The sequence below is a fragment of the Rhodococcus maanshanensis NBRC 100610 genome (assembly GCF_001894865.1).
Taxonomy (GTDB): domain Bacteria; phylum Actinomycetota; class Actinomycetes; order Mycobacteriales; family Mycobacteriaceae; genus Rhodococcus_G; species Rhodococcus_G maanshanensis.
Map to the genome: position 1 here is coordinate 45386 of NZ_BCXA01000024.1, position 11473 is coordinate 56858.

The 11473-nt window shown below is 68.4% G+C and carries 14 protein-coding genes and 1 tRNA gene; 7 read left to right on the forward strand and 8 right to left on the reverse strand.

Annotated elements, in window-relative coordinates; genetic code table 11:
* Window positions 1-33: 33 nt before the first annotated feature.
* The 5 genes from RM1_RS12755 to RM1_RS12765 form a co-directional block, all read right to left on the reverse strand.
* Complete coding sequence (locus tag RM1_RS12755; RefSeq protein WP_143069433.1) at window positions 34-318, reverse strand: hypothetical protein; 285 nt, start codon at window positions 316-318, stop codon at window positions 34-36.
* A gap of 88 nt (window positions 319-406) precedes the next feature.
* Entirely contained in the window at window positions 407-577 is a 171-nt protein-coding gene (locus RM1_RS26410; RefSeq protein WP_169922316.1) for a hypothetical protein, read from the reverse strand.
* Between the two features lie 317 nt (window positions 578-894).
* Window positions 895-1050 (reverse strand): hypothetical protein, encoded by a 156-nt coding sequence (locus RM1_RS26415; RefSeq protein ID WP_169922317.1) that lies wholly within the window; start codon window positions 1048-1050, stop codon window positions 895-897.
* Between the two features lie 300 nt (window positions 1051-1350).
* A tRNA-Arg gene (locus tag RM1_RS12760) sits at window positions 1351-1426 on the reverse strand.
* 66 nt (window positions 1427-1492) lie between these two features.
* Entirely contained in the window at window positions 1493-1945 is a 453-nt protein-coding gene (locus tag RM1_RS12765) for a DUF6069 family protein (protein WP_072751700.1), read from the reverse strand.
* A 134-nt stretch (window positions 1946-2079) separates the two neighbouring features.
* Here RM1_RS12765 and RM1_RS12770 point away from each other — a divergent pair, with 134 nt between their 5' ends.
* Window positions 2080-3027: an NADP-dependent oxidoreductase gene (locus tag RM1_RS12770; protein WP_072751701.1), complete on the forward strand. Its 948-nt coding sequence runs from the start codon at window positions 2080-2082 to the stop codon at window positions 3025-3027.
* Between the two features lie 295 nt (window positions 3028-3322).
* Entirely contained in the window at window positions 3323-4243 is a 921-nt protein-coding gene (locus RM1_RS12775) for an antibiotic biosynthesis monooxygenase (RefSeq protein WP_245816282.1), read from the forward strand.
* Here RM1_RS12775 and RM1_RS12780 read toward each other — a convergent pair.
* Window positions 4215-5036 carry an SDR family NAD(P)-dependent oxidoreductase gene (locus RM1_RS12780; RefSeq protein ID WP_083576695.1) on the reverse strand — a complete coding sequence of 274 codons (822 nt, stop codon included), beginning with the start codon at window positions 5034-5036 and terminating at the stop codon, window positions 4215-4217. The genes RM1_RS12775 and RM1_RS12780 overlap by 29 nt on opposite strands.
* 115 nt (window positions 5037-5151) lie before the next feature.
* On the opposite strand from RM1_RS12780, the gene RM1_RS12785 reads away from it, so the two are divergent.
* The 5 genes from RM1_RS12785 (at window position 5152) to RM1_RS12805 (ending at window position 10175) form a co-directional block, all read left to right on the forward strand.
* Window positions 5152-6192, forward strand: coding sequence for an LLM class F420-dependent oxidoreductase (locus RM1_RS12785; RefSeq protein ID WP_072751703.1), 1041 nt, complete (start codon window positions 5152-5154; stop codon window positions 6190-6192).
* Between the two features lie 102 nt (window positions 6193-6294).
* The gene (locus RM1_RS12790; RefSeq protein WP_143069432.1) at window positions 6295-7080 is read left to right on the forward strand and encodes a hypothetical protein; all 786 of its coding nucleotides are present in this window, start codon (window positions 6295-6297) and stop codon (window positions 7078-7080) included.
* A gap of 87 nt (window positions 7081-7167) precedes the next feature.
* Window positions 7168-8679 carry a multicopper oxidase family protein gene (locus tag RM1_RS12795; RefSeq protein ID WP_245816283.1) on the forward strand — a complete coding sequence of 504 codons (1512 nt, stop codon included), beginning with the start codon at window positions 7168-7170 and terminating at the stop codon, window positions 8677-8679.
* 105 nt (window positions 8680-8784) lie between these two features.
* Window positions 8785-9159: a glyoxalase superfamily protein gene (locus tag RM1_RS12800; protein WP_072751706.1), complete on the forward strand. Its 375-nt coding sequence runs from the start codon at window positions 8785-8787 to the stop codon at window positions 9157-9159.
* A gap of 113 nt (window positions 9160-9272) precedes the next feature.
* Window positions 9273-10175 carry a universal stress protein gene (locus RM1_RS12805; protein ID WP_072751707.1) on the forward strand — a complete coding sequence of 301 codons (903 nt, stop codon included), beginning with the start codon at window positions 9273-9275 and terminating at the stop codon, window positions 10173-10175.
* A 23-nt stretch (window positions 10176-10198) separates the two neighbouring features.
* On the opposite strand, the gene RM1_RS12810 is transcribed toward RM1_RS12805, so the two are convergent.
* Window positions 10199-10435 (reverse strand): hypothetical protein, encoded by a 237-nt coding sequence (locus RM1_RS12810; RefSeq protein WP_072751708.1) that lies wholly within the window; start codon window positions 10433-10435, stop codon window positions 10199-10201.
* Entirely contained in the window at window positions 10432-11388 is a 957-nt protein-coding gene (locus tag RM1_RS12815) for an acyl-ACP desaturase (protein ID WP_072751709.1), read from the reverse strand. The genes RM1_RS12810 and RM1_RS12815 overlap by 4 nt, the downstream gene beginning before the upstream one ends.
* Window positions 11389-11473: the final 85 nt, after the last annotated feature.

The following is an 11473-nucleotide window of genomic DNA, read 5'->3' on the forward strand; positions in this document are numbered from 1 at the left end:
TGATTTGGGTTGTGGCGGGCCATTTTCCGTGTATCAGGCCGGAATCGGGTGGATGGAGTCGATATCGGGTGCGATCGTCACCAGCCCTCCGATAGGCATCACAATCGGAACCGAGTTGCCCGCAACAAAGAGCGTCAAGGTGGTGACCGTTCTCTCAGCTACAGGGAACAGGGATTCATGCTCGACCTTGGTGAGGACGCCTGTGACGACGGTTTCGCGCACTACGCCGTCCGCCACCTCGGTGCCGATGGATGCCTTGAGGTACTGCCCGACGTGCTCGGCGCTGAGATCGTCGGTTGCAATTTCTGTGGTTGCCATGCCGGGCAAACTACACGGCAGGACCGACAGGACAGCCCCACACCTGACCATCGGTGCGGGGCTGTTCGTGTCTCAGCGTGCGACTCAGCTAGCCGTTCAATAGCTCGCCAAGGATCGAGTGCAGGTGCTCAGCCTGCGCCCGCGTGAGGTCAACGGACAGGTCGCGGCTGAGAGTAAGGATCACGTCGTTACCGTCCTCGCGTGCAGACGGATCGAACGCGGAAGTGTTGCTGTGATTGATGAGCATTTGTTCCTTCATAGTTGATTGGGTACGTCTAGAAACCAGCGGAGCACCCACGGGTGCCGGTGTCGTAAACCCCACCCCGGAACAACCCACGAACCATGCCCCGTTATCGCGTCACGGCAACGCCAGTAGCCCACCCGCTAGAAGCGGACAGGCTGGCGCTGACCCGACCCAAGGTGTGCACCCCGCTAGGTCGAGCGCCTGTGCCGGTTCACAGGATTACGAACACCGGGAATCGCTGGTTGGCGTCGGGCGACTCGGAAGACGACGAGCGGGAAGGGACCCACTCCGCACCCCCACGGCGTTGATTCCGCGGAGGACGGGGCAGGTCGCTACGCGGGGTAGAGCCGTTCGGCGGTGGCGATGGTGCCCAGTAGTTCGTCCGGGTGATCGATGGCAAGCATCGACAGCAGGCGGAACGCGAGGTGTCCGGTCGGGTCAGCGCCAAGGTGGGCGCCCAGGGTGTCGAGGACTTCGCTGGTGGTCATGCGACGTACCAGCCGAGGGCGAACGCGAGGCGCAGAACGCTATTCGTGGCGACATAGGCCACAGGTAGGACCAGGATTGCGGCGGTAACTTCACGCGCGCTGTGCGACCTCTTGGGGTGCGTGGATAGACTTCGGGAACGGTGCATGGCGGGTCTCTTCCGTCGTGGTCCGAGGCCCTGGCTGGTGTTGGTAGCACCTGCTAGGGCCGTTCTTGTTTGGACACACGTACGGGGGATTCGGCACGCATTAGGCGCGATGCCAGTTTTGGTAGCTAAAAATAGCACCTGACCTGCGAATATGTGGTGCCCTCGGCAGGATTCGAACCTGCGACCTACCCTTTAGGAGAGGGTTGCTCTATCCCCTGAGCTACGAGGGCCTCCGGCCCGCAGAGCACCTGCGGGCCGTATTGCACGGTTGGAGTGTAGCGGGTTCGGGTTGACGCCTAGCCGTTCGCCCGGCCGACGACCCGGCGGTGGAGTAGTTCGAGGCCGGCCACGATCGCCGCAGCCATCAGCACGTGCATCAAGATCAGCGCGGTCTTCGTGATGCCGTCGGTGTCGGCCATCGCGGCGAGGGCGATGGTGAGCAGGGGCAGCGCCGCGCCGACCACCTGGCCGACCCGGATCATCGCAGGCCAGCGCAGGGACAGCAGCACGACCAGGCCGACGCCGATCGCGGTCGGCAACGCCGAGATCCCCACGATTCCGGTCGCGGAGATCGGTTTGGCGGCGCCCTGGTCGATGACCTCGAGCGAGCCGCCCGCGATCCATGCGATCAGGTAGATCGCGAGATTGCCCACCACGGCGGCCGCGGTGGTGGCGAGGGTCGCCTGCCACCGGCCCAGGCTGAGCGTCGTCGGGGCGGGGGAGGTGGTCGGATGCAGGATGGTCGACATGGCGTGCTCCTCGGCGCGGGGGTCTCGCTGCGCGGGTTCGCGCTGCGTGAAGAGAGCTTGCAACCTCAACCATTGTTGAGGTCAAGGCGGGTCCGGCGAGGAATTACTCGCCGCGTTTCGAGGTTGTCCAAGGAATGAGCACTACCGAATCCATTGTTGCGAATGCGTTCGGAGGGCCGGAGGTCCTCGCGGTGTCAGAGGAGGAGCTGCCCGCTCCCGCTCCCGGTCAGGTCCTCGTGGAAATGCGCGCGATCGGCGTCAATCCCATCGACTACAAGCTCTACAGCGGCGCCCTCGGCGCCAACGAGTCCCGGCTGCCGCTACACCTGGGCGCCGAGGGATCGGGCGTGGTGCTCGAGGTGGGAGCGGACGCGGCAGGGCCCGCCGGTCCGATCTCGGTCGGCGACGAGGTGATCGCCTACCCGGGCGAGGGTGCCTACACCCGCAGGCTGGTGCTTCCCGCGGATTACGTCTTCCCGCGGCCCGAGGCGCTGTCCTGGGAACAGTCCGCCGGGCTGATGTTGGCGGGGACCACCGCGTCCGAGGCGATCGTCGTGACCGGGGTCGTCGACGGCGAGACGCTGCTGATCCACGGGGCCGCCGGCGGCGTCGGTTCTCTCGCCGTACAGCTGGCGGTGGCCAAGGGCGTCACGGTGATCGGAACCGCGGCGCAGTCCAACCACGAGTACCTACGGGGCCTCGGGGCGATCCCCGTGACCTACGGGGACGGGCTGGAGTCCCGGGTGCGCGCACTGGCCCCGAATGGCGTCGACGCGGCCTTCGACACGGCGGGAACGGATGAGGCGGTGGATGTTTCGCTCGCCCTGGTCGCCGACCGCAAGCGCATCGTCACCATCGTCGCGTTCGGCCGGGCCCAGCAGGACGGCTTCGTGGCGATCGGCGCGGGCAATCCGGACACGCCCCGGATCCGGAAGGCCGCGCGCCTCGGCCTGGTCGGGGCGGCCGCCGACGGCAAGCTCGACGTCGTTGTGGCCAAGACCTTTCCGCTCACGGAGGCCGCCCGCGCACATGCCGAGCTCCAGCGACCGCATCCGCGCGGCAAGTTCGTCCTGATCCCCTGATCCCCTGATCCCCTGATGGCCCGGCGCTCCGGCGCCGAGAATCCGCTGAGCCGCCGTCGCCAACCGCCCGTCGCGCAGGTCACGGGGGAGTAGATTGGCAGATGGTGCTCGCCAGGCACCCACAGTGGAGGCGTAATCCCCATGACACCAGACGAACTCATGACAACGGCCTGTCACCGTGCAACGGAATCGGTCGTCGACAACTGGGGCGGGCCCTTCGGCGCGGTCATCGCCGGCCTTCCCTACTGACATGGCGCCGCCGGATGCCTCTGCGTCACGACCTTCACCGGCGACAGTGGTCATCACCCAGCGACTTCGTCCGGGTCTCGAGCCCGCATTCCGGCGCTGGCAGGACGAGGTGGACACGGCGGCGGCGTCCTTTGCCGGATTCCTCGGAACCGATGTCGCCCGGTCGCCTGGCACCGAGTCGGAGTGGACGGTGGTGTACCGATTCGACGCCGCCGATAACCTGAAGCTCTGGCTCGACAGCGAGACACGGCGAGCATTGATGGTTCGGGCCGGGGAGTTCTTCGAGGAATCGCCATCCCAGTACGTGCTGATCGACGAGGGCCGCGACGATGCGGTGACGGTCGCCGTATCGCACCCGCCGGTGCCGGGCAGGGAGGCGGAATTCCTCGCCTGGCAGCAGCGAGTCATAGAGGCGGAGAAGGCGTTTCCCGGCTTCCGTGGATCGGAGTTGCATCGCCCGGTGCCGGGGATCCAGGAGGATTGGATCATCCTGTTCACCTTCGACTCGTCGGAGGACCTCGAGCGGTGGCTGTCGTCGTCGGAGCGGGCGGCGCTCCTGGCGGAGGGCAGGGAGTTCCGTGGCTTCACGGTCAAGCGGATCGCGAATCCGTACGGGTCGTGGTTCCCGGCGGGCGGGCCGGGCGCGGCGCCCGCGGCCTCGTGGAAGACAGCCCTTTCGGTGCTGGTCGGGCTTTACCCGACGGTGGTCATCCTCACCGTCGCCATCGCCGAGACCTGGCCGGGCGCGCCGCTCTGGCTCAGCCTGCTGATCGGCAACATCGCGTCGGTTTGCCTCCTGACGTGGGTCGTCATGCCGGTCGTGACCAGGGTGTTGCACTTCTGGCTGGAACCGGAGGACGGCGAGCGGGGCACCGACGCGCGCGGCGCGGCGATCTCGGTGGGCGTGCTGACGGTGTTCGCGGCGGCCTTCTGGCTGGTCACGACGGTGCTGTGGACGCTGCCCTAGCCTTCCCGATCGTGCGGGCCAGGATCGGGCGCACGATCGGCTCCACGATGCCGCCTGCGCGCACGAGCACCCGGGTGAGCGGGTCGATCGCGATGTGGTGGCGGCCCTTGTCGATGCCGGCGATCACGGCCGCCGCCACCACGTCCGCGGAGACCGGGGTGATCGCGCCCGACACCGCCACGGTCTCCGGCGGTTTGCGGGAGTTCTCCACCTCGAAGCCCGGGGTGTCGGTGTCCGGGGGATACAGCACGGCGACCGTGACCCCCGCGGGCCCGACCTCGTAGCGCAGGCAGTGCGCGAGCTGGTGCACCGCGGCCTTGGTCGGTCCGTAACCGGTGTATCCGACGACCCCGATCATGCCCGCCGTGGAACTGGTCAGCACCAGGTGGCCGCGACCACGGGACACCATCCCGGGCAGCACCGCCCGCGCGGCGTGCACCGCGCCCAGGTAGTTCAGTCGCATCTGCGACTCGAATTCGTCGATCGGCACCTCCAGGAACCGCCCGGGCAGCGCGGTCCCGGCACAGGCGATGAGGACGTCGCAGGGGCCGGAGCGCCGCTCCAGTTCGTCGACCGCCTTCTGGAGTCCGTCCGGATCGGTGACGTCGGCGGACGCCCAGGCCGCGCCGATCGGCTCGGCGGTGGCCCGCAGCGGTTCCTCGCCGCGGGCGATGATCGACACGGCGGCGCCCCGTGCCCTCGCGGCACGGGCGACCGCGGCACCGATGCCCTGCGAGCCTCCCGTCACCATGACGTGCGCGCGCTGCCAGTCGAACGGGGTTCTCTTCGCCACTGCGCGAGCGTACGACTTCGGTCACAAATGGTGGTCGGTTCTGTCATTCGGTTTCGGGGCGGCACTGCGTAGTGTGCGAGGGAGTATTCACATCGAGTCGATTAGAGGTGTCCGGGTGCGAGTCGGAATGCAGATCACCTACAGCGGCGGGTTCGCCGAGACGGTCGCGGAGGTCGCCGACCTCGAGCGCGCCGGCCTCGACATCGCGTTCATCGCGGAGGCGTACTCCTACGACGCGGTCAGCCAGCTCGGCTTCCTCGCGGCGAAGACCTCGCGGATCGAGCTCGCGTCGGGCATCTTCCAGATCTACACCAGGACGCCGTCGCTGATGGCGATGACCGCCGCGGGCCTCGACTTCGTCTCGGACGGCCGGTTCGTGCTCGGTCTCGGTGCGTCGGGACCGCAGGTGATCGAGGGCTTCCACGGCGTGCCGTACACCGCTCCGCTCGGCCGGACCCGCGAGATCGTCGACATCTGCCGGCAGGTGTGGAGGCGCGAGAAGGTCCAGTACGACGGCAAGTACTACCAGATCCCGCTGCCCGCGGACAAGGGCACCGGACTCGGCAAGCCGCTCAAGCTGATCAACCACCCCGTGCGCGATCGCATCCCGATCGTCATCGCCGCGCTCGGCCCGAAGAACGTCGCGCTGACCGCCGAGATCGCCGAGGGCTGGCAGCCGATCTTCTTCGATCCCGAGCGCGCGAACGACGTGTGGGGCGAGTCCCTCGCGCAGGGCAAGGCCAAGCGCGACCCCAGCCTGGGCGAGCTGCAGATCTACGCGGGCCCCGCGCTGGCGATCGGCGACGACGTGGACCACCTGCTCGAGTGGGTCAAGCCGAGCCTGGCCCTCTACATCGGCGGCATGGGCGCGAAGGGCAAGAACTTCTACAACGACCTGGCCTGCCGCTACGGCTACGAGAAGGAAGCCGCCTCGATCCAGGAGCTGTACCTGTCCGGCAAGAAGGCGGAGGCCGTCGCGGCCGTGCCGGACGAGCTCGTGCGCGCGATCTCGCTGATCGGCCCCGCCGGATACGTCAAGGAGCGGGTCGCGGCGTTCGCCGAGGCGGGCGTCACCACGCTGACCGTGAGCCCGTTGGCGGGCGATTCCGCCGGCCGCGTCGCGCTGATCGACCAGTTCCGCAAGCTCGTCGACTGACCGTCGAGTGTGCACCTCCCGTCGTCGCTCATCGGGCGATGCACCGGGAGGTGCACACTCGACGCGCCTGCGCGGCCGGCCGCCGGTGCCTATTGTCAGGGCATGCGCCCCTTGATGGTCGCGACCGTCCGTTCGGAGTGGGTGCGAGCGTGGCGGTGGCCCGCACAGGTGCCGATGACGGTGCTTGGCAATGCGGCGCTCGTCTGCGTCGCCTGGTTCGTCATCCCGCGCAGCTGGCTGTTCGACTTCACCGGCGCGTGGGGCTTCCCGATCGCCCTGGCCGGGTGGATGTACGCCGACGTGTCCGCGACCAACGTGCTGGGACAGGACCCCGCCGACGCGCTGAGCGTGCTGTCCGACGGCGCTGCGCTCGAACGGCTGCTGCGGGCCAAGACCATCGTGCTGTGGCTGATGGTGGCACCGGCCTGCGCGGCGGTCGCCCTCGCTCTCGGGGTCGCCGAACACGACCTGACGCTGGCCGCCCTGATGATGGTCGGGCTGTGCGTGATCCCGCTCGGTCCGCTGGCGCTGTCCGGCTGGGTCGGCGTCGTCTTTCCCTATCACCAGCGGTCCCTGCGCTGGCGGTGGGCGAACCGGCGCCGGTTCCGGTCGGTCGTGGCGCGCTGGCTGATCCTGGTGGTGCTGCCGTACGGGGTGTTCCCGGCCGCGATCGTCGTGGTCCTCGCGGTGCCCCTGCTGATGTTCCACCTGCTGCCCCCGTTCGACGTCGGGGCGGTGCTGACCGCGGACGGACGGGTCGGGTTCGTGTTGTCGGCGAGCGTGGTGTCGGTGCTCGCCTGGTTCGCGGCGATCCGAGGGACGGCGTTCCTGGCGGGTCGCCGGGCGGGGCGCCTGACCGATTACCTCGGCGACGCCGAGCGGGGCTGAGGCCGGCTCCACTCGGGGTATCTCGGGGTGTGAATCTGGGTGTCTTCCTGGATGTGTCGGCCCGGCAGGCAGGCGAGCATCGGTGGCATGGAGAAAACACGCGTTCGGTGGCTGCGGGTGATCGGTGGCCTGTTCGCCGCCGTCGCCATCGTGTTCGGTGTGGTGGCCGGCGGTGTCGTCTATGCGTGGCAGAGCGCCAGGGTGGACACCGTGGGTCAGGTGCGGTTCGACCGGCCCCTGTCGATTCCACCACTCGCGGCATCCACCGTCGTCCCGGACGGGACCAGGGTGTTCGACCTCGAACTGCGCAGCGGCACCACCGACCTCGGACACGGCCCCGGCACCGAGACCTGGGGCGTGAACGGCTCCTACCTCGGCCCCACGGTGCGCGCGGAGCGCGGCGAGCCGGTCCGGATGAAGGTGCGAAACGGGCTCGACGAGGCCAGCACGCTGCATTGGCACGGCATGCACCTGCCCGCGGCCATGGACGGCGGGCCGCATCAGATGGTCGATCCCGGCACCACCTGGTCGCCGCACTGGACCGTCGATCAGCCCGCGGCCACGCTGTGGTATCACCCGCACCTGCACGGGGCGACAGCCGAGCACGTCTACCGCGGCGTCGCGGGCATGTTCCTCGTCGACGACCCGGCCGGGCCGGTCCTGCCGGACCGATACGGCATCGACGACGTCCCGGTGATCGTGCAGGACAAGAAGTTCGACGGGGACCGACTGGACGACGGCGCGGCGATGTTCAGCGACACCGGGGTGCTCGGCGACGAGGTGCTCGTGAACGGCACTCCCGGGCCATATCTCGACGTCACCACGGAGCGGGTGCGGCTGCGGCTGCTCAACGCGTCCAACGCGCGGGTGTACCGGTTCGGGTTCGACACCGGACTCGGATTCGCGCTCATCGGTACCGACGGCGGGCTGTTGCCGAAACCCGTTGGGATGAGCAGCCTTCAACTCTCGCCCGGTGAACGCGCGGAGATCGTGGTCGCCGTTCCGGCGGGCACGTCCCCGGTGTTGCGTAGTTCACCGCCCGACCTCGGTGCGGATTTCTGGGGCACCCGGTTCGGAGGTGGTGCGGACACCATGGACATCCTGCAGCTGCGTGCGGCCGACCGGCTCGACTCGAATGCCGTCGTTCCGAGTTCTCTTGCCGCGCAACCCGATCTGGGGTCCCCGAGCGTGACCCGGCGGTTCGACCTGACCAGTTCGACGCAGATCAACGGGAAGCCGATGGACATGGGACGGATCGACGAGGTGGTCACGGTCGGGACGACCGAGGTATGGGAGGTGCGCAACGTGAGCGGGGGAGTGCACAACTTTCACGTCCATGACGTGCAGTTCCAGGTGCTCGGCACGGACGATCCCGCGCTGACCGGGCCGAAGGACACCGTCTATGTGCCGCCCGGGCGCACCCTGCGACTGCTGATGCGGTTCACCGACTTCTCCGATCCGTCGACCCCGTACATGTTCCACTGCCACCTGCTCCGGCACGAGGACAACGGGCTGATGGGACAGTTCGTGGTCGTGGAACCGGGCCAGCAGCCGGTGCCGCCGTTGCCGCAGGCGGGCGCCGTGCGCGGCCACCACTGAACATTTGGGAAAGTTCCGGGTCGAATCCGAATGAGGACCGTTCCTGGCCGCAATCGGCGTGAGACTCGAGGTGTCGCTCAGTCAACCCGAAACGAAGGACAGGTCATGGACATCAAGCTCGAACTGGTCGCGATCCCCGTCACCGACATCGACCGGGCCAAGGAGTTCTACGTCCGCCTCGGTTTCAACGCGGACCACGACCACACCGTCAACGAGGACCTCCGCTTCGTCCAGCTCACGCCGCCCGGGTCGGCCTGCTCGATCTGCATCGGCAAGGGCATCACCGATGCCGAGCCCGGCTCTGTCGTCGGCATGCAGGTGGTGGTCAAGGACATCGAGGAAGCCGAGCGCGAGTTCAAGAGCCGCGGCATCGACATCACCCCGATCGACCGCCAGCCGTGGGGCAACTTCGTGTACTTCAGCGATCCCGACGGAAACAAGTGGGCGGTCCAGGAGATCGTGGTCCCGGACCTCGGGTAGGTGACCAGCGCAACAGCGATCGGTCCGCAACAGTGACCTTTGACTCTGACGGCGCGCAGGCAAATTCAGGACAATGGTCCGGGCAGACCAATCGTGATCGTGAAGGGAGAACCATGAGCGCAGGAAAGCCCATCGTGGTGGGTGTGGACGGATCGGAGTCCTCGACGGCGGCGGTGGCGTGGGCGGCACGCACCGCGGCGATGAGGAAGACGCCGCTGGTCCTCGTGTCGGTGGTGCACGTTCCTGCGTACTACTACTCCGAGCCCTATCTCGCCCGAGGCTACGGAGACGACCTCAAGAACGCGGGCCGCGCCCACCTGGACTCCGCGGCGGTGCTCGCCGCGCAGGCCGTGGACGGCCTCGCGCCGGTCGACATCAGCACCAAGCTGCACGAGGGACAGATCGCGGAGACGCTGCTGCAGTACTCGGACGGCGCGACCATGATCGTGCTCGGGTCGCGAGGTCTCGGGGAGTTCACCGGCGCGCTGATGGGGTCGGTCACCGTCGCGGTGTCCTCGCACTCGACGGCTCCGGTCGCGGTGGTCCGCGGCCGCACGCTGGACGGCAGGCCGCCGACCGAGGGCCCCGTCGTCGTCGGGGTCGACGGCTCGGAGGTCAGCGAGGCGGCCGTCGGGGTCGCGTTCGAAGAGGCCGCGACCCGGCACGCCACGCTGGTCGCGGTCCACGTCTGGAGCGACGTGTCGGTCCAGCCCTCGCTGGGGGCGACCGCCGACGACCCGCACTGGAGCGGGATCCAGTCGTTCGAGGAGGCGGTGCTGTCCGAGCGGCTCGCCGGCTGGACCGAGCGATACCCCGACGTCCCCGTGCAGCGGGTCGTGGCAAGGGATCGCCCGGTCCGGGTGCTCAGCGAGTACGCGGAGCGCGCGCAGGTGCTGGTGGTCGGCAGCCACGGCCGCGGCGGTTTCAAGGGCATGCTGCTCGGCTCGACCAGCAATGCGCTGATGCGTACCGCGGACTGCCCCGTGCTCATCGTCCGCCCGACGGACACGCCCTAGCCCGACGCGCGGGCGGTCGGGACTCAGCCGAAGTCCGCAAGACCGCCCGCGCGGAGCTGGGCCCACGCGTCGGCGGGGTGCACCCCGCGACGGACGGCGTCGTTCTCGATGAGCACCCCGAGCAGCACCGAGTTCATGAACGCGAGGCCCTCCGCCTGGTGCTGGGTGGTCTTCGCCTCCGTCCACCGCATGACGTTGCCCCGCTTGGCGGCCGCCGCCATCTCCAGCACCGCGTCGAACATCGCCGACGTCTCGCTCATCGCACGGACTCCTTCTCCTCGTCGCGGGCGGCCGCGCGCGCGAGCGCGCGATCGCGGGCGTCCTCGAATCGCTCCGCGTCGGCCTGCAGGTCGACGAGAAAGCGCTCCAGCCGTTCACGCTGTTCCTCACCCTCAGCGGTGAAGTCGTTGCGCTCGAAGATCTTCCAGGTGCGCAGTACCGGCAGGACCACGTCGTCGAGGTGCTGGCGGAGGTCGTAGATACCGCCCTTCGCGATCAGCACCGCGTTGCGGCGGAAACCCGGCATCCCGGAGCCCGGCATCTGGAAGTTGGTCAGCACCTTGGTGATCGCCCGGATGGTCTGATCGGGTGCCACGTCGAGGGCGGCCCCGCAGATGTTGCGATAGAACATCATGTGCAGGTTCTCGTCGGCCGCGACGCGCGCGAGCATGCGGTCCGCGATCGGGTCACCGCAGGCCTTGCCGGTGTTGCGGTGCGAGACCCGGGTCGCCAGCTCCTGGAACGTCACGTACGAGACCGAGTCGAGCAGTCCGGCGTTCCCCCCGGACGCGAATCCGTTGGTCATGTGGGACATCCTGGCGTTCTCCAGCGCCACCGGGTCGACGCCGCGGGTGACCACCAGATAGTCCCGCATGACGATCGAGTGCTTGTTCTCCTCCGCCGTCCACCGGCCCACCCAGGTGCCCCAGGCCCCGTCGAGGGAGAAGTGCTCGGCGATCTCGCGGTGGTACGAGGGCAGGTTGTCCTCGGTGAGCAGGTTCGTGATCATCGCGGCCTTCGCGGTGTCGCTGAGCGTGGACTGGCCCGGGTCCCAGTCGGTGCCACCGAGCGCGGCGAAGTTCTGCCCGTCGTCCCACGGCACGTAGTCGTGCGGATGCCAGTCCTTGGTCATCGACAGGTGCCGGTGCACGTTCTCCTCGGCCACGGCCTCCAGTTCGTGCAGCAATTCGAGCTCGGTCAGTTCGCGGGTCACGGTCGATCCCCATTCGCAGTGCCGGTGGTCCGCGTCAAGGATTCCCGGGACCGGTGGACCGGGCTAGGGCCGAAGGTCCCCGATG

Coding starts and splice junctions, on each gene's coding strand:
- RM1_RS12770 (WP_072751701.1), top strand. CDS start 2,080: ATGAGCACTACCGAATCCATTGTTGCGAATGCGTTCGGAGGGCCGGAG.
- RM1_RS26410 (WP_169922316.1), bottom strand. CDS start 577: ATGAAGGAACAAATGCTCATCAATCACAGCAACACTTCCGCGTTCGAT.
- RM1_RS12810 (WP_072751708.1), bottom strand. CDS start 10,435: ATGAGCGAGACGTCGGCGATGTTCGACGCGGTGCTGGAGATGGCGGCG.
- RM1_RS12765 (WP_072751700.1), bottom strand. CDS start 1,945: ATGTCGACCATCCTGCATCCGACCACCTCCCCCGCCCCGACGACGCTC.
- RM1_RS12790 (WP_143069432.1), top strand. CDS start 6,295: ATGCGCCCCTTGATGGTCGCGACCGTCCGTTCGGAGTGGGTGCGAGCG.
- RM1_RS12795 (WP_245816283.1), top strand. CDS start 7,168: ATGGAGAAAACACGCGTTCGGTGGCTGCGGGTGATCGGTGGCCTGTTC.
- RM1_RS26415 (WP_169922317.1), bottom strand. CDS start 1,050: ATGACCACCAGCGAAGTCCTCGACACCCTGGGCGCCCACCTTGGCGCT.
- RM1_RS12755 (WP_143069433.1), bottom strand. CDS start 318: ATGGCAACCACAGAAATTGCAACCGACGATCTCAGCGCCGAGCACGTC.
- RM1_RS12800 (WP_072751706.1), top strand. CDS start 8,785: ATGGACATCAAGCTCGAACTGGTCGCGATCCCCGTCACCGACATCGAC.
- RM1_RS12805 (WP_072751707.1), top strand. CDS start 9,273: ATGAGCGCAGGAAAGCCCATCGTGGTGGGTGTGGACGGATCGGAGTCC.